The 24125-nt window shown below is 67.5% G+C and carries 22 protein-coding genes; 12 read left to right on the forward strand and 10 right to left on the reverse strand.

Annotation, left to right across the window (positions count from 1 at the left end):
- Window positions 1-454 precede the first annotated feature (454 nt).
- Entirely contained in the window at window positions 455-862 is a 408-nt protein-coding gene (locus AB0J95_RS41570; RefSeq protein WP_364770725.1) for a hypothetical protein, read from the reverse strand.
- A gap of 61 nt (window positions 863-923) precedes the next feature.
- On the opposite strand from AB0J95_RS41570, the gene AB0J95_RS41575 reads away from it, so the two are divergent.
- Complete coding sequence (locus AB0J95_RS41575) at window positions 924-1733, forward strand: thioesterase family protein (RefSeq protein ID WP_364770727.1); 810 nt, start codon at window positions 924-926, stop codon at window positions 1731-1733.
- Here the strand turns inward: AB0J95_RS41575 and AB0J95_RS41580 are convergent.
- Entirely contained in the window at window positions 1714-2067 is a 354-nt protein-coding gene (locus tag AB0J95_RS41580; protein WP_364770729.1) for a hypothetical protein, read from the reverse strand. The genes AB0J95_RS41575 and AB0J95_RS41580 overlap by 20 nt on opposite strands.
- 35 nt (window positions 2068-2102) lie before the next feature.
- Here AB0J95_RS41580 and AB0J95_RS41585 point away from each other — a divergent pair, with 35 nt between their 5' ends.
- The 4 genes from AB0J95_RS41585 (at window position 2103) to AB0J95_RS41600 (ending at window position 5737) form a co-directional block, all read left to right on the forward strand.
- Complete coding sequence (locus AB0J95_RS41585) at window positions 2103-3242, forward strand: cytochrome P450 (protein ID WP_364770731.1); 1140 nt, start codon at window positions 2103-2105, stop codon at window positions 3240-3242.
- A 225-nt stretch (window positions 3243-3467) separates the two neighbouring features.
- A complete protein-coding gene (locus tag AB0J95_RS41590) occupies window positions 3468-4367 on the forward strand; it encodes a hypothetical protein (protein ID WP_364770733.1) in 900 nt (299 codons plus the stop codon).
- An 81-nt stretch (window positions 4368-4448) separates the two neighbouring features.
- Window positions 4449-5048, forward strand: coding sequence for a sulfite oxidase-like oxidoreductase (locus AB0J95_RS41595; RefSeq protein ID WP_364770735.1), 600 nt, complete (start codon window positions 4449-4451; stop codon window positions 5046-5048).
- The gene (locus AB0J95_RS41600; RefSeq protein ID WP_364770737.1) at window positions 5018-5737 is read left to right on the forward strand and encodes a ferredoxin reductase; all 720 of its coding nucleotides are present in this window, start codon (window positions 5018-5020) and stop codon (window positions 5735-5737) included. The genes AB0J95_RS41595 and AB0J95_RS41600 overlap by 31 nt, the downstream gene beginning before the upstream one ends.
- On the opposite strand, the gene AB0J95_RS41605 is transcribed toward AB0J95_RS41600, so the two are convergent.
- Window positions 5715-6053 (reverse strand): hypothetical protein, encoded by a 339-nt coding sequence (locus tag AB0J95_RS41605; RefSeq protein ID WP_364770739.1) that lies wholly within the window; start codon window positions 6051-6053, stop codon window positions 5715-5717. The two genes, AB0J95_RS41600 and AB0J95_RS41605, sit on opposite strands and share 23 nt — an antisense overlap.
- Window positions 6054-6358: 305 nt before the next feature.
- Between AB0J95_RS41605 and AB0J95_RS41610 the strand changes: the two genes are divergently transcribed.
- Together AB0J95_RS41610 and AB0J95_RS41615 are read left to right on the forward strand one after the other, a co-directional pair.
- Window positions 6359-6847 carry a GNAT family N-acetyltransferase gene (locus tag AB0J95_RS41610; RefSeq protein WP_364770740.1) on the forward strand — a complete coding sequence of 163 codons (489 nt, stop codon included), beginning with the start codon at window positions 6359-6361 and terminating at the stop codon, window positions 6845-6847.
- A 226-nt stretch (window positions 6848-7073) separates the two neighbouring features.
- Window positions 7074-8114 (forward strand): NlpC/P60 family protein, encoded by a 1041-nt coding sequence (locus tag AB0J95_RS41615; protein ID WP_364770742.1) that lies wholly within the window; start codon window positions 7074-7076, stop codon window positions 8112-8114.
- Between the two features lie 834 nt (window positions 8115-8948).
- Here AB0J95_RS41615 and AB0J95_RS41620 read toward each other — a convergent pair.
- Window positions 8949-10181, reverse strand: coding sequence for an MFS transporter (locus AB0J95_RS41620; protein WP_364770744.1), 1233 nt, complete (start codon window positions 10179-10181; stop codon window positions 8949-8951).
- A gap of 72 nt (window positions 10182-10253) precedes the next feature.
- Here AB0J95_RS41620 and AB0J95_RS41625 point away from each other — a divergent pair, with 72 nt between their 5' ends.
- Window positions 10254-10700, forward strand: coding sequence for a MarR family transcriptional regulator (locus AB0J95_RS41625; RefSeq protein ID WP_364770746.1), 447 nt, complete (start codon window positions 10254-10256; stop codon window positions 10698-10700).
- A gap of 60 nt (window positions 10701-10760) precedes the next feature.
- On the opposite strand, the gene AB0J95_RS41630 is transcribed toward AB0J95_RS41625, so the two are convergent.
- From AB0J95_RS41630 to AB0J95_RS41645, 4 genes are all read right to left on the reverse strand, one after another.
- Window positions 10761-10994: a phospholipase domain-containing protein gene (locus AB0J95_RS41630; protein ID WP_364770748.1), complete on the reverse strand. Its 234-nt coding sequence runs from the start codon at window positions 10992-10994 to the stop codon at window positions 10761-10763.
- Window positions 10894-12837, reverse strand: a complete 1944-nt coding sequence (locus AB0J95_RS41635; RefSeq protein WP_364770750.1) for a phosphocholine-specific phospholipase C — start codon at window positions 12835-12837, stop codon at window positions 10894-10896. Before AB0J95_RS41635 ends, AB0J95_RS41630 begins: the two co-directional genes overlap by 101 nt.
- Before the next feature lie 2 nt (window positions 12838-12839).
- Window positions 12840-15566: a TIM-barrel domain-containing protein gene (locus AB0J95_RS41640; protein ID WP_364770752.1), complete on the reverse strand. Its 2727-nt coding sequence runs from the start codon at window positions 15564-15566 to the stop codon at window positions 12840-12842.
- Between the two features lie 94 nt (window positions 15567-15660).
- Window positions 15661-16449, reverse strand: a complete 789-nt coding sequence (locus AB0J95_RS41645) for a TetR/AcrR family transcriptional regulator (protein WP_364770754.1) — start codon at window positions 16447-16449, stop codon at window positions 15661-15663.
- Window positions 16450-16524: 75 nt separating this feature from the next.
- Between AB0J95_RS41645 and AB0J95_RS41650 the strand changes: the two genes are divergently transcribed.
- Window positions 16525-18789 carry an excinuclease ABC subunit UvrA gene (locus tag AB0J95_RS41650; protein ID WP_364770755.1) on the forward strand — a complete coding sequence of 755 codons (2265 nt, stop codon included), beginning with the start codon at window positions 16525-16527 and terminating at the stop codon, window positions 18787-18789.
- Here the strand turns inward: AB0J95_RS41650 and AB0J95_RS41655 are convergent.
- Window positions 18774-19172, reverse strand: coding sequence for a CoA-binding protein (locus AB0J95_RS41655; protein ID WP_364770756.1), 399 nt, complete (start codon window positions 19170-19172; stop codon window positions 18774-18776). The genes AB0J95_RS41650 and AB0J95_RS41655 overlap by 16 nt on opposite strands.
- A gap of 22 nt (window positions 19173-19194) precedes the next feature.
- Window positions 19195-19689 (reverse strand): hypothetical protein, encoded by a 495-nt coding sequence (locus AB0J95_RS41660; protein WP_364770757.1) that lies wholly within the window; start codon window positions 19687-19689, stop codon window positions 19195-19197.
- An 86-nt stretch (window positions 19690-19775) separates the two neighbouring features.
- Here AB0J95_RS41660 and AB0J95_RS41665 point away from each other — a divergent pair, with 86 nt between their 5' ends.
- From AB0J95_RS41665 to AB0J95_RS41675, 3 genes are all read left to right on the forward strand, one after another.
- Window positions 19776-21017 carry an SLC13 family permease gene (locus AB0J95_RS41665; protein WP_364771115.1) on the forward strand — a complete coding sequence of 414 codons (1242 nt, stop codon included), beginning with the start codon at window positions 19776-19778 and terminating at the stop codon, window positions 21015-21017.
- A gap of 3 nt (window positions 21018-21020) precedes the next feature.
- Window positions 21021-21446 (forward strand): universal stress protein, encoded by a 426-nt coding sequence (locus AB0J95_RS41670; protein ID WP_364770759.1) that lies wholly within the window; start codon window positions 21021-21023, stop codon window positions 21444-21446.
- Window positions 21447-21830: 384 nt separating this feature from the next.
- On the forward strand, window positions 21831-24110 hold the full coding sequence (locus tag AB0J95_RS41675; RefSeq protein WP_364770761.1) for a M4 family metallopeptidase: 2280 nt from the start codon (window positions 21831-21833) through the stop codon (window positions 24108-24110).
- Window positions 24111-24125: the final 15 nt, after the last annotated feature.

The raw sequence follows: 24125 nt of genomic DNA on the forward strand, positions 1-24125 counted from the left end.
ATGACGAACACACCGCCTGGGCCCACCGCACCCAAGATCACCAAACCGCCGCTTGACAAGCCACGGCCCTGGGATGTCTAACCCGCGTGTCCCACATTCACGCACCCCGTGTCCCACACTCACCGCCTCCGAGTTCCACATTCGGCCACCCTGGGATTCCCAGGGTCGGGCTGGATGTGTGACATACCCCCGACGAACGTGGGACACGGGGGCGACGAATGTGGGACACGGGGGCGGTGAGTGTGGGACATGCGTGTTCAGGGGGTGGACCGCGCTGCTGCGCACCGGCGCCGAGGTAGTCGGCTCGATGGTCCGTGAGGTCAGCAAGAACCTCGGTCGCGTGCAGCTGCGATGGCCGCTTGGCCAAGACTGATCCCACCGTCGTTGGCGGGCACCCGGTGATGCGTCAGCACCCGGAAGCCCGCTGACGTCAGCAGTTCCACGGTTCTGCCGGTCAGCAACAGGTTCTGGAACACCCCACCGGACAATGCCACTGTGGACATCGCGTAGGCGTCGCGGAAGTCCATGCAGTTGCGGACGATGACGTCGGCGACGCCATTGTGGAACCGCCCGGCGATGACCGACGGGCTGACTCCCGCCCGGAGATCCTCGGCGGCGGCGCGAAGTTGGTGCAGTTGATGAACGGGTACTGGAACCGCCGGTCCTCGGGGTCGCCGAGCTCCCGCAGGCAGTCGTCGCAGGTCGCGCTGTCCGCGGAGACCAGGGTCTGGCGTTGCCCGGAGGCGTCGCTCGGCACGATCGCGAACCCGGTGAACCCGTTGAGCCCGCCCTCGGTCACCGTCAACCCCACGCCCTGCACAACCCCATCGATCCGCACGTCGCGCCGGATGCGCCCGTCCATCACCACAGTGTCCCTCACAGTCAACTTGACACTGACTAGTTCCGGGTGTCACTGTTCCTGCATGGGGACCTTCCAGGAGGCCACGGCGGTCGAACAGACCGGCCCGGGCGAGTACAAGGTCGTGCTGGACCCGCAGTGGTCCATCGGCACCAAGCTGCACGGCGGGTACCTGCTCGCGGTCGTGGCCCGCGCGGCGGGCGAGGCGGCCAAGGAGCCGCACCTGACCGCGATCAGCGGCACCTTCCCGGCCGCGCCCGAGCCGGGCGAAGCATCCGTGCAGGTCACCGTGCTGCGGTCGGGCGGCTCGCAGACTCAGCTGCGGGCCAGCCTGGTGCAGGACGGCCGGATCTGCCTGGAGGCCCTGGTCGTCCAGGGGACCCTGGCGGACGCCGACCCGTTCTGGTCCAACCTCGAACCGGCCGACATCCCCGCGGAGCAGGACTGCTTCCTGATGCCGGCCACCCCGCCGGGCGGCTTCGCGATCCCGCTGCTGGACGTGGTCGAACAGCGGATCCAGCCCAGCGCCGTCGGGTTCGCGACCGGTCAGCCCGCCCGGACCGGCCGGATCGGCACCTGGCACCGGCTCGGCGACGGCAGCGACTGGGACCCGTTGAGCCTGCTCATCCCGCTGGACCCGGTGCCGCCGATCACCATGGACCTCGGCATCCCCGGCTGGGTTCCGACCCTGCAGATGTCCGCCTACATCCGGCGGCTGCCCGCGCCCGGCTCGGTCAAGGTCCTCATGCACGCCAACGACATCACCGGCGGCCGGATGGACGAGACCGCACTCGCCTGGGACGGCAAGGGCCGCCTGGTCGCCCAGGCCACCCAGTTCGCCGCTGTCAGGATTCCTAAGCCCCCGGCTGGGTGATTCCGCCGCCCATCTGGCCGATCTGGATGACCGGGCCCTGGCTGGTGCCGGACATGCTGTTGTTGATCACCGTGCCGCCGACGCCGGTCTGGTTCGCCGAGGTCCAGAGCTGACGCAGGTTCTCGGCGAACTTGGGGTCGTCCAGCTCGGCCAGCTCCAGGTGCGTGGCCAGGCGCTTCACCTCGATGGAGTCCTCGGGCCTGCCCTCGGCGGCCTCCAGTGCGGCCTTCGCTTCCTTGCGGTTGGCGAACTTGGTCTTCACGAAGTCGTAGACGGACTGCACGCTCTTGGCGGCCAGTGCCGCGGCGATCGAGATGAGGATCGGTTCGGCCATACCCGTCATCGTAACCAGTGCGGGACGATGGACGGATGTCCGCGCAACCGTACCCGTTCGGCCCGGCAGAGGGCCTGACCCCGCATCCGCGTTACGCCGAACTCCGTGAGCCCACAAGGATCTTGGCGCCCTACGGCGGCGAGGCCTGGTTGGTGACCGGCTACCACGACACCAAGACCGTGCTCGCCGACCCGCGGTTCTCCCGCGCCGCCGCGGCGGGCAAGGACAGCCCACGGGCGCGCCCGCCGATCGACTCGCCCGACCAGATCCTGAGCATGGACCCGCCCGGGCACACCCGGTTGCGCCGCTTGGTGGCCAAGGCGTTCACCGTCCGCCGGGTGGAACGGCTGCGGCCACGCATGGCCGAGATCGTCGAGGATCTCATCGACCGCGGGATCACCGATCTGGTGGCGGACCTGGCCTGGCCGTTGCCGACAACCGTGATCTGCGAACTGCTCGGCGTTCCCGCCGCGGACCACACCAGGTTCCGTGAGTGGACCGAGGCGACGCTTGCGTTGCGCGGCCTGGAGGAGATGGCCGAGGCACGGTCCACTTTGAACACGTACTTGGCGGGGCTGATCGCGCAGCGCCGGGACGAGCCCACCGACGATCTGCTCAGCGCCCTCGTGGCGGCGCGTGACGAGGGGGACCGGCTGTCGGAGGAGGAGCTGGTGCGGCTCGGTGTCACGCTGCTCATCTCCGGGCACGAGACCACCGCCAACCAGATCGGCAACTTCCTCTATCTGCTGCTGGAGGATCCGCGCCGCTGGGACGCGCTTTCCGATGTGCCACGGGCGGTCGAGGAGCTGTTGCGGTTCACGCCGATGGGTGTCGTCGCGGACTTCGCGCGGATCGCCACGACGGACGTGGTGCTGGGTGGACAGACGATCAAAGCCGGGGACGCCGTTCTGGTGCAACTGCACGCGGCGAACCGGGATCCGGGCGTTTTCGCGGCGGCGACCGAACTCGATCTCGACCGCGCCGACAACCCGCACGTCGCTTTCGGGCACGGCACCCACCATTGTCTGGGCGCTCATCTCGCGCGCGTCGAATTGCAGGTCGTGCTGAGCACGCTGCGGCGGCGGATGCCTTCTTTGCGGCTCGCCGACCCGTCCAAGGTCGAATGGCGGGTGGACCGGTTGGTCCGCGGACCCGTCGCGCTGCCCGTCGCATAGCACTTTTCCGGCTGGGATTCTCACCGGATGTGGCCCGGTTATGCCTTCGCGGCATAACCTCGCCACGCCGTCGTTACGGAGCCAAATGCGCTCTGGCCTGGTCTTTCTTCTGTGAGTCAGATCACGATTTCCGGTTAAACCGGGTTCGCGCCGATTCCGTGTGTTGACCGAGCGGCCATGCGGAGCACCCCGCACCGGCCCCGGTCAGCACAGGAGAGAATCCCCATGTTCCGTAAGCATGTTGTGTCCCTTGCCGTCCTCATCACGGCTGGAATCGGCGTTCTGAGCGCTTGTGGCAACGAGTTGCCGGGTTCGGCGCAGGCCGTTGACAACAAGGCGGCCACCGCCGAGACCTCGTCCGCGTCCACTTCGGACCAGCCGGTGAACCTGTTGTCCGGCACGCCGAAGGCGAACAACGCGCCGCCGAACACCGGCGACTGGGCGTCGGTGGACGCACCCAAGGAGTCCGCGCAGAAGTGGGTCGCGGTGATCGCGGGCAAGGCAGGCAACCTGGACCCGGTCGTGCTGAACGGCGCGGGCTTCACCCTGTACCGGTTCGACAAGGACACGGCCAAGCCGTCCAAGTCGAACTGCAACGGCGACTGCGCCAAGACCTGGCCGCCGCTGACCGTGGCCCACGGCGGGAAGGTGTTCTTCGACGGCGTCAAGCGCTCCGACATCGGCTTCGTCACGCGGGACGACGGTTCGCTGCAGGTGACCATCGGCGGCTGGCCGGTCTACAAGTTCGCCAAGGACACCAAGCCCGGTGACACCAACGGCCAGGGCGTCGGCGGCACCTGGTTCGGCGTGCAGCCCAACGGTCAGAAGTCCGGCGTCAACAACGGTGGCGGTGCCGGCAACGGCGACGGTGGTGCCAAGGCCAACAGCGCGATCTTGTTCGACGACGCGAACTTCAGCGACAACGGTGCGTCACAGGGCGTGGCCGGCAAGGGCTGCCAGAACCTGTCGCGGCCGGACGTGACCTCGTCAGTCAAGGCCACGGGCTCGCTCAAGCTGTGGACCGAGAAGGACTGCAAGGGCAAGTCCATGGTGATCAACGGCGACGTGCCGGACCTGAAGTCGATCGGTTTTGACAACACCCTCGCGTCGGTCTTCTTCGGCTGACAGTTGTGACCAGTGCCCCGGCCCGCGTGGCCGGGGCACACGGCTGTTGCGGGCGGTCCCGCCTTGTTGCATAGTTCGGCGGTGGGCATTGTGACTCCAGGTTTTCGCGGCCGGGCGAGGCCGGATCCCAGCCGGGTTCCGCCGGGCCAGTACCTGACGCACGATTTTCCCGTCCTGTCCGCCGGTCCGACACCCCGCGTGTCCACCGAGCGCTGGGAGTTCACGGTCACCACCGAGACCGGCGAGAAGCACAGCTGGTCGTGGGCGGACCTGATGCGGCTGCCGATGGAGAAGCCGACGGTGGACATCCACTGTGTCACGCAGTGGTCCAAACTGGACACGCACTGGAAGGGTGTCCCGATGGACGCCTTCCTGTCCGAAGTGGACACCGCGGCCGACTTCGCCATGGTGACCAGTTACGGCGGCTACACGACGAACCTGCCGCTGGAGGACCTGCTCGACGGGCAGGCCTGGCTGGTGCACCAGTACGACGGCGAGCCGCTCACCCCGGACCACGGCGGCCCGGCGCGGCTGCTCGTGCCGCACCTCTACTTCTGGAAGTCCGCCAAGTGGGTCAACGGGATCCGGCTGATGCTCGACGACGAGCCCGGGTTCTGGGAGTCCAACGGCTATCACGACTATGGGGATCCGTGGCGGGAACAGCGGTATCAAGGCGACTAGGGTGGCGCGTCGCCACGCTCGTCGACATCGTCAGGGAAACGGCGACGGCCAGCACACTCGTCCTCGACGTGCCGGGCTGGCCGGGGCATCTCGCCGGTCAGCACATCGACCTGCGGCTGACCGCTGAGGACGGGTACACCGCCCAGCGGAGCTACTCGATGTCCGCGCCCGCCGACGGCGACCGGGTCGAGGTCACCGTTCAGCGGGTCACCGATGGCGAGGTCTCGCCGTTCCTGGTGGACGAGTTCACCGTCGGCAGCCCCATCGAGATCCGCGGGCCGGTCGGCCGCTGGTTCGTCTGGCGCCCCCGGGACACCGCCCCGGTGCTGCTGATCGCGGGCGGCTCCGGGATCGTGCCGCTGATGTCGATGATCCGCGCCCGCAGACAGGAGCACTCGAAGGTCCCGTTCCGGCTGATCTACTCGGTCCGCACCCCCGAGGACCGCTGTTACGCGACCGAACTGGCCCGCCCCGACGGCGGCCTGGACGTCTCGTACGTCTACACCCGCCCATCCGACGGCCCGCGCCGGCGGATCGGCATCGTCGACATCACCACCGGCGGCTGGCCGCCCGACTTCGCGCCGCAGTGCTTCATCTGCGGCCCCAACGGCTTCGTCGAGACCGCCGCGAACATCCTGATCGCCCTCGGCCACGACACCCACCGGATCAAGACAGAACGGTTCGGCTGACCTCCCCGGGCAACACCAGGCACGGCGTCCCGGACCGCTCGATCCGGCGCGCGATCGCCCGCGAGTAGCTGTCCTGCGAGAACATCACCACCGCGTGCACATCCGCCCCCTGGATCGTCTCCAGCAGCGCGGACACCCCCGGCCCGAACCCCGGCTGAGCATCGGTGAACACCTTGCTGAGCAACCACCCCTGTTCATACGTCCAGCACGTCAACAGATCCTGCCGCGCCCGCAACGCCACAACGTCCGGCGCCCACACATACCCATGCACACGGGGCTTACCCGTCTCCTTGACCGCCGAGGAGAGAACACGCACCCGCACAAGAGGAAGAGCCGGGACACGGTCACGAATAGTCACTGGGGACTCCAAAGTGTGCTTCTCGCGGCGAACGACACCAACGAGACGCCAGTGAAGAACCCCCATGACGCAGCTCACGCCAAACTTTTTGGGAACTTCCGCCCACCCCACCTCACCCACGCGCGCCCACCGCCCACCGCCAAATCCCTGCGCGTGCTCGCGCAACAGGGAGGACACGCACCCAACCCAACGGATCCGAAGGATCCCCCCTTCCACCCCGCAAACACCTCATCCGCCCAGCTCAAAGCCGATAAACTCACCTGGTGCCAGACCTCGTAGGCCCCTCAACCGACCTCCACACCCCCTGGCTGGAAGCCCACAAAGAGTGGGGCCCAGGTCTCCACGAAGACGGCTTCGGCCTGACAGCCACCGACGAAGTCGACACCCCCACCGGCTTCGCCACCTGGATCGCCCGCCTCACCAGTTCCGACGACACCGTCTGCAGATGGATCGTCGAAGACGGCAACGTGCTCGGCGCCATCGCCCTCCGCCACACCGACACGGACTACACGTCCTGGGCGGGTCACATCGGCTTCGGCATCCGCCCCTCAGCCCGCCGCCGCGGCCTCGCCTCCTGGGCCCTGCGCCACATCCTCGACGAAGCCCGCGCCCACGGCATGAACCGCGTTCTCGCAGTCTGCGCCCTGGACAACATCGCCTCCGCACGCACCATCGAGAACGCCGGCGGAGTGTTCGAGGAGATCCGCGAAACCCCGTACGGCCCGGCCCGCCGTTTCTGGATCGAGCTCTAGATACGCACCGCTACCTCGGAGTGGCGCTCGGTCATTGAATCGTCAAAACGACGTGACCCTCGGCACCGACAACGCCCGAAGAAGTGCTTTGGTTTAATGAACCGCCCTGTGAATGTGCACGTGTATTCCATGCTGGACGTTCGTTGGGTGCTCTCGTAATCTTGCCGAGATCTCGGGGGCGGCAGCCGTCATCGACGGTGTGACAGACGAAGGAGACGTAAGCGGCGTGAAGTCGCAAAAAGTCAAGCGCGGTACGGTCATCGCTGCCGCCATGCTCGCTGTGGTGAGTGTTTCGGTGCCGGTTCCGGCGGTGGCTCAGCCCACCACCGAGTCCGAGGCGGTGACCAAGTACAAGGAGCTCAACGCGCAGGCCGCGCAGTTGAACGACGACTTCCTCAAGGCCAACGAGGACAAGGCGGCGCGCCAGGCGGACATCGACAAGGCCAACGCCGACATGGCCGCGGCCAACCAGGAGAAAGTGGCCGCACAGGGCGTCGAGGACCAGTTCCGCGGCCAGGTCGACCTGCTTTCCACGGCCGCCTTCCACGGCGCCCGGTTCGACAAGTTCTCCGCTTTGCTGACCGGAACGTCCCCGGAGGACTTCCTGGCGCGATCGTCCGCATTGGACGTTTTGGCGACCGACAACAACAACGCGCTCAAGCAGTTGAGCGGCGCGGTCAAGAAAGCGTCCGACGCCGAGCACGGCGCGTCCGACGCGGCCAAGCGCGCGACCGAAGCCCGCGACGCGGCCCAGAAGCTCGCCGATGACATCACCGCGAAGCGCAAGGAGCTGGACAACCAGATCAAGCAGCTCGAGTCGTCGTTCAAGAACCTCAGCGCCGCGGACAAGAAGGCGCTGGAAGGTGAGAAGGACAACGGCGTCTACCTCAACGTGGGCACCGGCGCGGCGGGCAAGGCGGTCCAGATGGCCCTCAGCCGCCGGGGCGACACCTACCGGCTGGGTGGCAGCAAGCCCCCGATCTTCGACTGCTCGGGTCTGACCATGTGGGCGTACGGGCAGGCGGGCGTGAAGATCCCGCGGACCAGCCGCGAACAGTTCACTGTGGGCAAACCCGTGGCCAAGGCCGACCTCGAGCCAGGCGACCTGTTGTTCTTCGGCAGCAGCGCGTCCCGGATCCACCACGTGGCGATGTACATCGGCAACGGCATGATCGTGCACGCCTCCGACTACGGGATCCCGGTGCTCTCGGCGCCGATCGAGAAGGGCGGCAAGGACTTCTTCGGCGCCAAGCGAATCGTCGGCTGACCACCGCACCGACGGAAGTTATCCACATGTGACGCCCATCACCATCCGATACTGGTGAGTTCGCGACTCGGTGAGCAAGGAACGGCGGCCCCGAACCCGAACCCACACCCCCAACAACCCACACCCCACGGCGGCCCGGCTCCCACCCGGGCCGCCGCCACACATCCCCACCCCACACCCCGCCGCCCACCCCGACCCGAACGGGCCCGTCCACCCGGCCCGAACACGCTCCGCGCCCCGCCGCCAGTCCCGGCCCGAGCGCGCCAGCGACCCTCGACCCGCGCCCCGAACCCGAACGTGCCCCCATCCACCCGACCCGAACGGCCCACACCCCGCCGGATCGCGAAGGGCACTACCCGGCCCTTGACCCGAACGCGTCCGGCCACGCGACCCGTCCACCCGACCCGAACGCCCCCCGTCCACCCGACCCGAACGCCCCCGTCCACCCGACCCGAACGCCCCCGTCCACCCGACCCGAACGCCCCCGTCCACCCGACCCGAACGCCCTCCATCCATCCGACCCGTACGCACACTTCGCCCTCCGCGACCCGAACGTGCGCCACCCGGCCCCCGACCCCAACGCGCCGTCCACCAACGCCCGCCCCGACTCGAGCGCAAGCCGTCCGGCGACGTCCACCCTCGCCCGAACGCGCTGCCCCGCTCTCGCCCGAAGGCCGACGCACATCCCGGCCCGGCCCGACTCGAACGCCTGCCGCCCCCGCGCCGACTTGAATGCCTGCCGTCCACGCCGACTGCCCGGGTGTGGGTTATCTAGGCGCGGTCTTCTGGCGGGCGTGGGGCTATCTAGTAGCGGTCTCCTGTTGGGCGTGGGGGTTATCTGGGGGCGTGATCTTTTGTGGGGGTGGGGGTGCGGTGGAGTTTGTGGATGGTGGGGGTGGTGAGGGTGAGGGTTGTGGTGGCGAGGATGGTGGCGGCGGCGAGCCAGAGGGTGGGGGTGAGGCCGAGGTGGTCGGCGGCGGGGCCGGCGCTGGCGGCGCCCAGAGGGGTGAGGCCGAACGAGCCGAGGGCTTCGTAGGCGGCGATCCGCGAGAACTTGTCGTGGGGGATCTCCTGGCGGAGGGTGGTCATCCAGTTGACGCTGAAGATCTCTACCCCGACCCCGGCGAGGGTGGCCGCGGCGCAGATCGCGGGGAGGGGTGTGTTGGCGGCGAAGGCGGCGAGGGGGAGAGCGAGGAGCGCCGCGGCGGAGACACCGGAGACCAGGAGCCGGCGGGGCCGCAAGCGGATCATGAGCAGGCCGCCGAGGATCATGCCGATGGCGTCGAACGACAGGATGAGGCCCCAGTCGCGGGCGCCGTGGAGGTTGCGGTCGGCGGCGACGGCGCCGAGGACGCCGAAAGCGCCGACGCCGAGGGCGTTGACGATGGCGAACTGTGCGACAACGGTCCACAGCCACCGCCGCCCCACGAACTCGGTCCAGCCCTCCCGCAGTTCGGCGAGCATGCCCGCCCGGTTGCGGAGGTGCCCCTCGACGGGCATCAGCACGCCGAAACCGCTGGCCGCCAGGAAAGTCGCGGCGTCGAGGGCGAGTACCCAGCCCGGACCGAATGCGGACACCAGGACTCCGCCGAGGGCAGCGCCGGCGACCTGGGCGCCATTGAGTCCCGTGCGGAAGATCGCGAACGCTTTGCTTGCGTGTGCGTGGTCCACGCTGCGCATCAGCAGGCCTTCGGTGGCGGGCATGCGGAATGCGATGGCGAGGCCGTTGGCGGCGGCGAAGACCACGAGTTCCCACAGCCGCACCGAATCCGTGAACACGACCAGCGCGAACAATGCTTGTGCGAGGGCGCTGACGAGGTTGGCGCCGACGATGACGTGCTGGCGTGGCAGGCGGTCGGCGACGACGCCACCGATGGCGAAGAACAGCACCGCGGGCACTGTGCCCGCGGCGGTCACCAGGCCGACGGCGGTGCCCGATCCGCCTGTGTCGAGGATCGCGAACGCCATGGCGACCGGCGCCGCCGACGAGCCCAGCGCCGAGATGACCGCGATCGATAGCTGCAGTTTGTAGGTGCGGTTCTGCCACAACGAGGTGGGTGGGTACAACAGTGCCCCCAGGATAGTTACATTCCGGATAGTGTCAATTGTGACTATCAGGTTTGACCGTATCCTGGGGTGGTGTCAAGCGAGATACCGACGGGGGCCGATCTGGCCGAGGCGTTGATGCGCACCACGCACGCGCTGCGGCGGTACGCGGGCCAGCCCTACCTGCAACGCGGGTGGTCGACGTCGCGCGTACTGCTGATGCTCGCGGTCGACGAGGCCGGCTCGGTGCGGATGGGCGAGCTCAAGGACCGGCTTGGGGTCACTGGAAGGTCGATAACGTCCCTTGTGGACGGTCTGGAGGACGAAGGCCTGCTGCGCAGGCGCACGGACGAGGACGACCGCCGGTCCATCCGCCTGGAGATCACCGAGAAGGGGCACGAGCACCTCGGCGAGATCAAGGCGCTGCACGACGCCCACGCCGAACGCACCTTCGCCATCCTCAGCAAGGCTGAACGAAAAAGCCTGCTGGACGTCCTCGGCAAACTCCGGGAACACGTTGCCGCGGCGGAAAAGGACTGACCCGGCGAAGCCCATGGGCAGGGGTGGCTTCGCCGGGTCAGTGCCCCCTTGTGAGGGTGGCTACCTGCCCATCGCGGGGTCGCTGGTCTGCTGAGTGCCGTTCTCCATGTGCCCGGCGAAACCGCGGCTGAACCCGGAGGCGGAAGCCGTGAGGTCGTACCAGCCCTGGGTGCTGCCGGTACCGAACCAGTCCTCAGTGGACTGGCCGGGGTTCAAGGTGTAGGGCCACGGGCCGCTTTGCCGGTTGTTCACGGTCACGGTGATTGTGCAGGCCACACTGCCGCTGTTGGACATCTTGAGGTACACGCGGTCCTCGGCGGGCGCGTAGCGAAGGGGAGACCTCGGGATTGGGGTTGCCGTGGGTCGTTGCCGTGACACGGTTTCCGGCGAACTTCCGGACGAACCCGTTGGGGCCGATGATGGTCAGATCGTAGGCGCCGGTCGGAGTACCCGCGGCCCAGTAGTCGGCCACGGTCTTGCCCGCCTCCACGGTGTAGCGCCACGGCCCGTCGGTGCGGACCGCAGGGCCTGCGTGAACGTAGAAATGCGCGCCCGCGGTGCCGGTGTTGGCGAAGTCGATCCAGAACCGGTCCGCGGCAACCCGTCCCGACGCCGCGAGGATGTACGGAAGCGGGCGGGACGGCCTGGTTCCCCTCTCCTGTGCCGGGAAGGTCTGGGTGCCAGGCGGGGCCGGATAGGTGGGCCGCGGGCCGGAGGTGGGCACCGGGGCTGGCAGAACCGGGTAGGTACCAGCGGCAGTGAAGTCCAATGTAGACGTCAAGTCGCCGCACACCGCCCGGCGCCACGGCGAGATGTTGGGCTCGGCGACACCGGTCCAGGTCTCGAGAAAGCGGAGCACGGAGGTGTGGTCGAACACCTGGGAGCACACGTTGCCGCCGCGGGCCCAAGGAGAGACGACCATCATCGGCACCCGGTGGCCCAGGCCGATCGGGACGCCTTGGTAGATCTCATCGGTGATGGCCACAGTGGACTGTCCCTGATCGGCGTTCACCGGCGGCGCGGGCGGGGCCACGTGGTCGAAGAAGCCGTCGTTCTCGTCATAGTTCAGGAAGACGACGGTTTTGTTCCAGACAGCGGGATTCGAGGCGAGGCCGTCCAGAACCCGGCTCACCAGCTGGGCTCCGCTGCCCGGACCGGCGGAGGGGTGCTCGGACTGGTCGTACGGCGCCACAAGCCAGGACACGGCAGGCAGACGGTTCGCCTGCACATCGGCTGCGAAAGCGGAAGCCAGCCCGCCAGGCCGTTCCCGGCGAAGGGCACGGTCGTAGAGGCTGCGTTCGGCGGTGTTCAACGTCGCCACGCCGGAAGCCAGCTTGGCCAGCAAGTCGTTCTGCTGAGCGGACGTTCCCGCGAGGAGAGCCTCGTAGAACGTGCGGACCTTGACGTGTCCGGTGCGCGACAAAGCCTTGCGGGCGACGTCCATGAACGCGACGAAGTACTCCAGCGAGTTGTCGCCGTAGTTGTCCCATTCCTGGTAGACGCGCCAGGATTTTCCAGCGGTCTCAAGGCGTTGTGCGTAGGTGGTCCACGTGTAGCCGGTGTGGTTCGGGTTGTCCCAGCCGTCGTTGCCGATCGCGCGCCGCGTGGTGCTCCCGGGTTCGTAGCCGATCTTGCCGGTGAACATGTAGAACCGGTTGGGGTTCGTCGGCCCCATCTCCGAGCAGAAGTACGCGTCGCACAGGGTGAACGCGTCCGCCAGCGCGTAGTAGAACGGCAGGTCGTCGCGGCGCAGGTAGGTCATCGTGCGCACGCCTTTGCTTGGCACCCAGGCGTTCTGTGCGCCGGACGCCCACGCCGCGTGTGAAGAACCCCAGTCGTGCGGGGTGCCTTCCATGAACTGGTCACTGACCGGGTACGGCAACAGGTACCCGGTCCCGTTCGGCTGGTAGAACACCGATCGGCCGTTGACCAGCTTGATCGCGGCCGGGTCGTTGAACCCCCGGACGCCGCGCAGGGATCCGTAGTAGTGGTCGAAGGAACGGTTCTCCTGCATCAGGATCACCACGTGCTCGACGGCCTCCAGGCCACCCGCGGGCGCGGCCATGGCGAACGCCGCGCGCAGGTTCACCGGGAGCAAAGCCAAGCCTGCTGCCGCCAGCAGGTCGCGTCGCCTCATCGTCAGCTACCTCCGGAGAGCTGGGTCGCACCGATCTCGGCGGCCGAGGTCCAGGGACCGGAGTCGCCCGCCTCGGACAAAGCACGCAGCCGCAGGTATCGCCCGGTCTTGGCGGGGAATGACAAGCGTTTCTCGGCAACGGTGTCTGCCCATTCACCAGAAGCGACCGCTGCGCCCCAAGAAGCGCCATCGGCCGACACATAGACCTCGTACCGCCCGATCCGCCCGTTCGCCCCGCCATCCTGCCGAGGCAGATAGCTCAACCCGTTGACCGCATAGGAAGCACCCATGTCGATGGTGATCTCATGTGGCAGCGGAGCGGCCGTACCGGACCATTGGCTGTGCCACAAGGTCGCAGGGTTCCCGTCGATCGCGTTGACGGCAGCGCCGTTCTCCGCGGACGTCTCCTGACTGTCCACGGCGGACACTTTCCATGCCGTCTGAGGAATCGACGGCGACCCAGTGACCGGAGTACCTGGAGCCAGCGAAACACCCGAAGCCACCAAAGAGAATCCAGTAGCACGGGAAGCGACCTTGGTGTGCAGGACACCGTCGAAGAACCAGCCCGAAGTGGCGGCATCAAACGCGGTCTGGGTCGTGTACTTCGTCAGCGCGGAACCGTCCACAGTGACCGAAGCCGGAGCGCCGGTGTGCAGATCTACCTGATAGCCCCGTGAGGACAGCTTCCCGTTGTAGGAACCGTTCAAGGAACCCACCGACACTCGGACATCACCGGAGCCACTTGCCGGAGCGGTGACGTCGACCTGCTGACGAGCCGAAGCACCCGTTTGGTACGAACGAGTCAGGCCATCGTCCTCATACAACGAATACGAGGAGGAACCACGCGGGTGGATGTCGTAAGTGATGGGTGTCGCTGGTTTCTCGCCCGCGTAGTTCATCTGCGGCCACATCGGGATGATCGCTCCGCCTCGCACGAACAGCGGCAACGTGTCCAGGGGCGCGTTGTACCCGTCCAACCAGCCTGGGCCCTGCCAGACCTTGCCGGTCCAGTAGTCGGTCCAGGCGCCGGCCGGCAGGTAGATCCGGTCACGGGTCGAGGTGTCCGACACCACCGGGGCGACCAGGAACGAGTCGCCCGCCATGAACTGCCCGGAAGTGGCTGTGCCACGCGCGGTCGGGTCATTCTCGAACTCCAGTGCCATGGCACGAACGGTCGGCACGCCGGTGTCGGTCGCGTTCCTTGTCAGGGTGTAGAAGTACGGTGTCAGCTGCATCTTCAGTTTGAGGTACTTCCGGTTAATGGACAGGTAAGGCTCGGCGAACCGCCAGGGCTGTTTGTCGTTGTACCCGGCCTGCGGGTTGGTCGCGCCCCAGCCGGACATGGTCATGAACGCCGGGGTGAACGCCTTCCACTGCAGGTCCCGCACATACGTCTTGGGCGAGCCGCTGAAGATCCCGTCCACGTCCCCGGCGGCGTAGTTGAGCCCGGAGAACCCGGCACCGGCGATCGCGGGTACGTGCCAGCGCATGTCGTCCCACGTGCCGTAGGTGTCGCCGGTCCAGACCACGGCATTGCGTTGGGTGCCGGCCCATCCGTCGACCGTCCAGACGAACCGCCGGGCGTCGGAGTTGTTCTCGATGCCGTTGACCGCCGACTGGACGCCGTCGAACGCGCCCTGATAGCCGCCGCCGACCCAGGCCACGTCCGTCTTGACCGCCCGGGTGCCCGCGGTACCGACCTCCCAAGCGATGTTGCTCAACGACTTCTGCGTCCACAGCCCGGTATGCAGGCCCTTGGCTCGCAGATTGGACACGGTCGACGGCAGATCCGTGTAGCCACAGCCATACCCGTCGTTCGGCAGGAACCAACCAGATGGCATGTCCGCGGAACGGGCATCGGAGCCGTAGCCGACGACATCGGGCGTGGTCTGGTGCCGCAAGCGGTTGTGATCGCCGGTGTAGTCGGGGTTCGAGGCGTTCCAGCAGTCCGCGTTGCCCAGTTCCAGACCCCAGATCGGGGCCAGGAAAGGCTTTCCGGTCACGTCGGTGTAGTCGCCGATGACGTCCTTCAGCGAGTTGCCGACGAAGTAGTAGGCGTCGAACCGGTTCTCGTCGTGCCGGGTGGACACAGTGGACAGGAAGTCGTACTGGCCCTTCGCCCAGGTGTTGCGCATGACGCCGTAACCGGCCGTGGACAGGTAGAACGGCGCCGGGCTGGCGTTGTTGTTCTCCCGCCACTTGTTGTCGATCGCGATCGGCACGCTCTTGTCCCGCAACGCCCAGTCACCCAGTCGCAGGCCGGTGCCGTAGAACTGCTCGTCCGCGCCGCGTGCGAGCTTCTGCGAGGCCTGCGAACCCGTCCAGCTCAGGCCGGTGGACTCGCGCCAGACCAGAGTCGCGTTGTCCGCCTTGTACAACTCGAACCGCAGCGGCGACTTGTACGCGCGCAGGGTCAACGCGCTCGTGGCGATCTTGTAGTAGCCGCCGGCGTCCGAAGAGGACGTCGTGACCGGCCCGAAGTCGGTCTTCACGGTCAGTTTGCCCGCGGCCGGGTCGGTGAACGTGCCGTCCGGCGCGAGCCAGAGCCGGAAGATGTCCGCCCTGGCGAAGCTCACCCGGACCTTCGCGGCTCCGGCGGTGATCGTGTAGCTCGCCCCCGACCCGGTGAACCCGGTGATGTTCCCGATGGTGGCGGCGGCCGCCGGGGCGACCGGGACCAGCGCGGCCACCAGACCGGTGAGTACTGCCAACGCCCTTGCTCGACGCATGCCGTCTCCTCAGCGCTGAGGGTGGTTGCAGTGTGCTGCGCAAAGCTGCACAGTTCATGCATCCTACGGACAAAATCGAGCACCACTAGGGTCGTTAGGAGGGTTGTGCGATCGCCTGCTCGATGCCGTCGAGGAACACCGCCAGCCCGGCCCGGAACGTTTCAGTAGTGGATTTCTGCAGGTAGGGCACGGTTGCATCGGCTGGGCCGGACGAGTCGGCGGCGGACAGCGCGGCCATCGTCGGGTATCGCTCGGCGAAGTCGGGTGCGACCTCGGCGAGCATCCCGGAACGCGCGGACAGCCACTCCTCGTCGGACATCCCGGTCGCACGTACGGCGTACGTGGCCTCCGCAAGCGTTTGCGCGACGCCGCGGATGAACTGGTACAGCGCTCCGGTCAGCTGCCGCACGGACCGAGGCGGGAGGCCGGTGGCCACCATGATCCGCAGGGTGGTCTCCAGTGTGGCCCACTCGTTCGGTCCGAGTGCCGGGCGTGCCTGGGAAACCTGCAGGACCCACGGGTGGCGCAGGTAGAAGTCCCAGGTGTCGTTGGCTCGGAGCGTCAAGGCGGCCCGCCAGCCCGGGCCGAGGTCGTACTCGGTGGGCTGCTCGGCGAGGGTGCGGTCGTACATCAGGTCGACCAGCTCGCTTTTCGACGGAACATAGGTATAGAGAGCCATCGCGGTCCGGCCGAGTTTTTCGCCGACGGCCCGCATGGAAAGCGCGCCGATGCCGTCCGTATCGGCGATCTCGACGGCCGCGCGGACGATCGTCTCAACGTCCAGCCCCTGCTTCGGGCCTGGTCGGAGGCTATTCTCGGGCTCCTGCTGCCACAGCAGGGCCATCGACCGCCGAGCGTCGCCCTGACCGGCGAAGACGACCACCTTGCAACTCCTTACAGCATAAAGTACTGTGGTTCGGCCAACTCTTTATTGCGTAAAGGTATCAGGAGAGGCGGTATGGGGGTTCATACAGCGGACACGCACGGCGTCATTCAGGTCCGGGGGGCGCGGGAGAACAACCTGGCCGACGTGTCGGTCGACCTGCCCAAGCGCCGGCTGACCGTGTTCACCGGGGTGTCCGGCTCCGGCAAGTCCTCGCTGGTCTTCGGCACCATCGCGGCCGAGTCGCAGCGGCTGATCAACGAGACCTACAGCGCGTTCCTGCAGTCGTTGATGCCCAACCTGTCCCGGCCGGACGTGGACGCGCTGTACAACCTGGGCGCGGCGATCATCGTCGACCAGGAACGGATGGGCGCCAACTCACGGTCCACCGTGGGCACCGCGACCGACGCGTACACCATGCTGCGCATCGTGTTCAGCCGCCTCGGGCAGCCGCACGCGGGCACGTCGGGCGCGTTCAGCTTCAACCTGCCCGAGGGGATGTGCCTGACCTGCGAGGGTCTCGGCCGGATCGCCACGTTCAATGTGGACGAGCTGGTCGATCGGGAGAAGTCGTTGAACGAGGGCGCGATCACCGTGCCCGGGTTCACGGTGGACGCCTGGTATGTCCAGGGCTACATCCACTCCGGGTTCGTCGACCCGGACATGAAGCTGGGCGACTACAACGAGCAGCAGTGGAACGACCTGCTGTACAAGGAACAGACCAAGGTCAAGATCGGCAAGACCAACACCACCTACGAAGGCCTCGTACCGAAGCTGCGGCGGTTGTGGCTGTCCAAGGACCGCGAGTCGATGCAGGCGCACATCCGGGCCTTCGTGGACCGGGCGGTGACGTTCCAGGTCTGCCCGGAATGCGAAGGGGCGCGGCTGAACCAGGCCGCGTTGGCGTCCAAGATAGACGGACGCAACATCGCCGAGTGCTCCGCCATGCAGATCAGTGACCTGGCCGAGATCATCCGCAAGATGGACGACCCTTCGGTGGCGCCACTGCTGAAGACCCTGCGCGAGACGCTGGAGTCGTTGGTGGAGATCGGTTTGGGTTACCTGAGCCTGGACCGGGAGTCGGCGACGCTGTCGGGTGGCGAGGCGCAGCGGGTGAAGATGGTGCGGCACCTGGGTTCGCCGCTCACCGACATCACGTACGTGTTCGACGAGCCGACCGTGGGCCTGCACCCGCACGACATCCAGCGGATGAACGAGCTGCTGAGCCAGTTGCGGGACAAGGGGAACACGGTCCTGGTCGTCGAGCACAAGCCGGAGACCATCCAGATCGCCGACCATGTGGTGGATCTGGGGCCAGGCGCCGGGATCGACGGCGGGCGGATCTGTTTCGAGGGAGACGTCGCCGGGCTGAGGGCTTCGGGCACGCTGACCGGGCGGTACCTGGACCACAAGGCGCGGTTGAAGAACGAGGTGCGCAAGCCCACGGGCAGCCTCAAGATCACTGGCGCCACCCTGCACAACCTGAAGAACGTCAGCGCCGACATCCCGCTGGGTGTGCTCACGGTCGTCACCGGCGTTGCGGGTTCAGGGAAAAGCTCGCTCATCCACGGTTATCTGTCCACACGGGACAATGTCAGCGTGGCCGACCAGTCGCCCATCCGGGGTTCACGGCGGAGCAACCCGGCCACCTACACCGGCCTGCTGGACCCGATCCGGGCCGCGTTCGCCAAGGCCAACGGCGTCAAAGCCGCCCTGTTCAGCGCGAACTCGGAAGGCGCCTGCCCGAACTGCAAGGGCATCGGGCTGGTCTACACCGATCTGGCGATGATGGCCGGGGTGGCCAGTGTGTGCGAGGAGTGCGAGGGCAAGCGGTTCACGCCCAAGGTGCTCACGTACAAGTTGCGCGGCAAGGACATCAGCGAGGTCCTGGCGATGCGGGTGACCGAGGCGCGCGAGTTCTTCCCGTCCGGTCCGGCGCGGGCGATCCTGGACCGGCTGACCGACGTCGGCCTCGGCTACCTGGCGTTGGGTCAGCCGCTGACCACGTTGTCCGGCGGCGAACGGCAACGCGTGAAGCTGGCCATCTACATGGCCGAGAAGGCCACGACGTACGTTCTGGACGAGCCGACCACCGGCCTGCACCTGGCCGATGTCGACCAGTTGCTGGGCTTGCTGGACAAGCTCGTCGACCAGGGCAACTCGGTGATCGTGATCGAGCACCACCAGGCCGTGATGGCGCACGCGGACTGGATCATCGACCTCGGGCCGGGCGCCGGGCACGACGGCGGTGAGATCGTGTTCACCGGTACGCCACAAGACCTTGTGGCGACGGGACAGACGCTGACCGCCCGGCACCTGCGGGACTACGTCGGCCCGTAGCGATCCCACTCGATCGCCGGGCAGCGGTCCATCACCATCCGCAGCCCGGCGGTCGTGGCCCGTTCGTACGCTTCCTGGTCGATCACCCGCAGCTGGAACCAGACGGCCTTGGCCCCGATCGCGATGGCCTCGTCGGCGAACCGGCCCGCCTCGGACGACCGCCGGAACACGTCCACGCAGTCCACCGGGAACGGGATGTCCTTGAGCGTGGCGTATCCCTGCTCACCCCAGACGGTCTCGGCCCTCGGGTGCACGGGCACGATCCGTTTCCCATGCATCTGCAGGAACCTCGCCACGCCGTACGCCGGCCGCCGCGGGTTGTCGGCCAGGCCGACGATCGCCCAGGTCTCGCACTCGTTCAGGATCCACGGGATGGTCTCCATGCCTTCAGCATGCCACCGTTCGTCATCCGTCGAACATCATGCAGGACCTCGGCGAGGATCTCGGGCCGTAGGTGAACCGCACGAAGACCGGGGACCGGGTGCCCGAGACGGTGTGCTCGATGGCGAGTCCGTGAGCCAGGGACCAGGTGTCCGGCCGGATCGCGGCGATGTGCCCGGCCAGGATGGTCCGTTCGCCCATCAGCAACGGCCGCAGCACGATCCGGTCGTCGAACACGGAGATCTTCAGCAGCGGACCCCGGAACGCGAGCACGCCGATCCGGCCGGAGAAGCTGCCCTCGGCCAGCAGCGGGCCCGCGGGGGCGGGCACGGCGTCCTGCCGGCCGTCCCCGGTGAAGGCCGGGAAGACGCGCGCGAACAGCAGGTAGGCCATGGCGAGCATGCCCAGCGGGTGGCTGACGATCACCGGGATCCCGCTGGCCCCCCGGGTGAAGAAGTTGACGAGGGCCAGTACGGCCACCACGACAGCGATGACGGCGAGCGCCGGTGATCCGCGCATTGAATTCCCCAGTGGATCGATTGCCCGGTTATCGCCGGACCGGGCAGGAACGTGACAGCCGCGGCAAGATCGGCGACAGTGGGCGGGTGGCCATCGCGGTTTCGGTGTTGTTGCTGGTTGTGGTGCTGGTGTTCGCGGTGGCCCGGCCGTGGGGGTTGCCGGAGGCGGTGGCCGCCGTGCCCGCGGCCGGGATCCTGATCGTCGCCGGGGTCATCCCGGCGCACCAGGCGTGGGACGAGGCCGCGCGGCTCGGGCCGGTGGTGGGGTTCCTGGCGGCCGTTCTGGTGCTCGCCCAGTTGTGTGACGAGGAGGGGTTGTTCGCGGCCGCCGGTGGTGTGATGGCCCGGACGAGAAAACCGGTGAAGCTGCTCGGGCGGGTCTTCATGATCGCGGCGGGAACGACGGCGGTGCTGAGCCTGGACGCCACCGTCGTATTGCTGACGCCAGTTGTCTACGCGACAACGGCGAAACTCGGTGCGCGCCCCAAGCCACATGTGTACGCGTGCACGCACCTGGCGAACTCGGCGTCGCTGCTGCTGCCGGTCTCCAATCTGACGAACCTGCTCGCATTCGCCGCCGCGGGCCTCACTTTCACCCACTTCGCCGCCGTGATGGCGGCCCCTTGGCTGCTCGCCATCGCCGCCGAGTACGTGATCTTCCGGTGGTTCTTCGCCGGTGATCTGTCCGCGCGCGTGACCAATCCGCCGGACCAGGAGAAAACCCCGGTCCCGGCCACGGTTCTGGTTGTTCTCGCGCTCACTTTGGCGGGTTTCGCGGTGACCTCACTGGCCGGTGCCGACCCGGCATGGGCGGCCGCCGGGGGAGCGTTGGTTCTCGCGATCAGGGCGCTGGCAGGACGCAGAACAACGGTGACCGACATCGTCAAGGCGCTGAACATCCCGTTCCTGGCGTTCGTGCTCGCGCTCGGCATTGTCGTGCAGGCCGTGGTGGACAACGGGTTGTCCGAAGCGGTGCGCAATGTCGTGCCGGACGGCGGGAACCTGTTGGCGCTGCTGGGGGTGGCGGCGGTCGCGGCGGTGCTGGCGAACCTGGTCAACAACCTGCCCGCGGTGCTGGTGTTGCTGCCGCTGGCCGCGACGGGCGGCCCCGGACCGGTGCTGGCCGTGCTGATCGGCGTGAACATCGGCCCCAACCTGACCTACGTGGGCTCGCTGGCCACGCTGCTCTGGCGGCGGATCGCCCACGACCACCAGCACCGGCCATCGCTCGGCGAGTTCACCCGGCTGGGTCTGCTCACCGTGCCGGTCTGCCTGGTACTCGCCGTGCTGGCCCTGTGGGCCGGACTGCACGTGACCGGAGGTGGCTGACCTATGCGCGTGATCATCTGGGTGGCCGAGGGGACCTGGCCCGCCTGCGTCGAAGCGGCCCGCGCTTACGTGCCCAAGAGCGCCGAGATCGTCCTGGTGCACCTCGCCGGGGACGACCTGTCCGCGGTCACGCACGGCGCGTTCCGGGGGCTGCTCGGCCGCCGTGCCGCCAGCGATCCCGGGCTGCGGGTCGACGACCTGGCCGACACCGGCACCCAGGCGTTGTTCCGGGCCGCGGCGGTCCGGCTGGAACGCTCGGCGACCACCCGGGAAGTGCACGACAAACATGAGATCGTGGCCGTCACGGAAAACGCTGACCTGCTGATCATGGCCAGGGACAGTGCCCGTCCCGGCCCGCGCAGCTTCGGCCCGGACAGCCGGTTTGTGGTGGATCACGTCACTTGTCCGGTACTCGTTGTCCGGTCATAACGAAAATGTCTTGACTGTCAAGACCGAATGACCGATCGGCTTTCTCGATACCGTAACGGAGCAGTTCTTTTCGTTCTTGTTACAACGAGCGACAGACGTCCTATCATTTGGCTGCGCGCGTTCACCTGCGCACCTACGACAGTATTAGGCCATTTGCAGTAATCGCTGACTGTCCGGAAATGCGGGTCACCCACCGTTGTTTTTTACGCCGGAAATGTCCAATTCTACTCTGATTGGCATATGTTTATACGTTTATGGCCCAAGCCGCTTGTCTGGTGTGGACCCAGCGACCACAGTGATGGGCGTTCGTGCCTTCACCTCCACGTACACGGTCCTCCATTCGAGGGCATGGAGCCGTGTGCGCCCTGCTAAGGGAGATGATCCATGAAGTTGAGACCTGCTGTCGTCATCGCGGCAGCGAGCGCGCTCGTGGTGGGAACCATGACGAGTGCCGCCCAGGCCGCGCCGGCGAACAGCGCCGCCGCCCAGAGCGCCGAGGCGCTGGCCGCGAACGCGGCCGCCGCCCTGGTCGCCACCCAGCCCGCTGCCCTGCACGCCAGCGCCGACGACTCGTTCAAGGCGCGTCCGGCGATCAAGTCGGGCAACCTCACCTACGTCCCGTACGACCGCACCTACAAGGGCCTGCCCGTGTACGGCGGCGACTTCGTGGTCGCCACCAACGCGGCGGGCCAGGTGGTCACCACCTCGGTCGCCCAGGACTCGACGATCAACCTGGCCAGCACCACCCCGTCGATCACCGCGCAGAAGGCGCAGGACGTCGCCAGGGGTCAGCTGTCCAAGGTGGACAGTGTCGGCTCGGCCACGCTGATCACCTACGCGCTGGGCACCCCTCGCCTGGCGTGGGAGAGCACGGTCACCGGCCGCGACGCGGACGGCCCGAGCAAGCTCAGCGTGATCGTCGACGCGGCCACCGGCCAGGTGCTGCACACGCAGGAGCGGATCCTCAACGGTGACGCGAACTCGGCGTGGAACGGCCCGAACCCGGTCCACATCGACACCACCCAGTCTGGCAGCACCTTCTCGCTGACCGACCCGGCTCACCCGACCGAGAAGTGCCAGGACGCCGCCAACAACACGACCTTCACCGGCCCCGACGACTCGTGGGGCAACGGCAACGCCACCAGCCGTGAGACCGGCTGTGCGGACGCCATGTTCGCCATCCAGACCGAGAACAAGATGCTGTCGCAGTGGCTCGGCCGCAACAGCTTCGACGGCAACGGCGGCGGCTGGCCGATCCGTGTCGGCCTCAACGACCTGAACGCCTTCTACGACGGCTCGCAGGTCCAGATCGGTCACAACCAGCAGAACCAGTGGATCAGCTCGCTCGACGTCGTCGCGCACGAGCACGGTCACGGCATCGACGACCACACCCCGGGTGGCATCTCCGGCTCCGGCACCCAGGAGTTCGTGGCCGACGTGTTCGGTACCTCCACCGAGTGGTTCGCCAACGAGCCGGCCCAGTTCGACGGCCCGGACTTCCTCATCGGCGAGCGGATCAACCTGGTCGGCAGCGGCCCGATCCGCAACATGTACAACCCCTCGGCGCTGGGCCACAAGAACTGCTACGACTCCAGCATCCCGAGCACCGAGGTCCACGCGGCCGCCGGTCCCGGTAACCACTGGTACTACCTGCTGGCCGAGGGCACGAACCCCACCGACGGCCAGCCGACCAGCACCACCTGCAACAACACCACCATCACCGGCATCGGTGTGGAGAAGGCGCTGAAGATCTTCTACAACGCCATGCTGATCAAGACGACCGGCGCCTCCTACCTGCGCTACCGGACCTGGACGCTGACCGCGGCCAAGAACCTGTTCCCGGGTTCCTGCGCCGAGTTCAACACGGTCAAGGCCGCGTGGGACGCCGTGAGCGTTCCGGCCCAGTCCGGCGACCCGACCTGCACCCCGAGCGGCGGCCAGGTCACCGTCACCAACCCCGGTAACCAGAGCAGCACCGTCGGCACCCCCGTCAGCCTGACGCTGCAGGCCACCGGTGGCACCGCGCCGTACACCTGGACCGCTTCCGGCCTGCCCGCGGGCCTGTCGATCAGCTCCGGTGGTGTCATCTCCGGCACCCCGACCACCCAGGGCACGTCGAACGTCACCGTGACCGCGACGGACAGCTCCAACCCGGCCAAGACCGGCACGGCGTCGTTCAGCTGGACGGTCTCGCCGACCGGCGGCAACTGCTCCGGCCAGAAGCTGCTCAACCCGGGCTTCGAGTCGGGCAACAACGGCCAGTGGACCACCACCGCGGGTGTGGTGGACAACTCCAGCGGCCAGGCGGCGCACAGCGGTAGCTGGAAGGCGTGGCTGAACGGCTACGGCACCACGCACACCGACTCCGCCGCGCAGTCGGTGGCCATCCCGGCCGGCTGCCACGCGACGCTGACCTTCTGGCTGCACATCGACAGCGCCGAGACCACGACCACGGTCCAGTACGACAAGCTGACGGTCACCGCCGGCAGCACGACGCTGGCCACGTACTCGAACCTGAACAAGGCCGCCGGCTACTCGCAGAAGACGTTCGACGTCTCCTCGCTGGCCGGGCAGACGGTCTCGATCAAGTTCAACGGCACCGAGGACTCCTCGCTGCAGACGTCGTTCGTCGTCGACGACACGGCGCTGACCATCACCAACTAGTTCTGACAGTGGGAT

It is taken from the genome of Actinocrispum sp. NPDC049592 (assembly GCF_040675465.1).
Classification (GTDB): Bacteria; Actinomycetota; Actinomycetes; order Mycobacteriales; family Pseudonocardiaceae; genus Kibdelosporangium.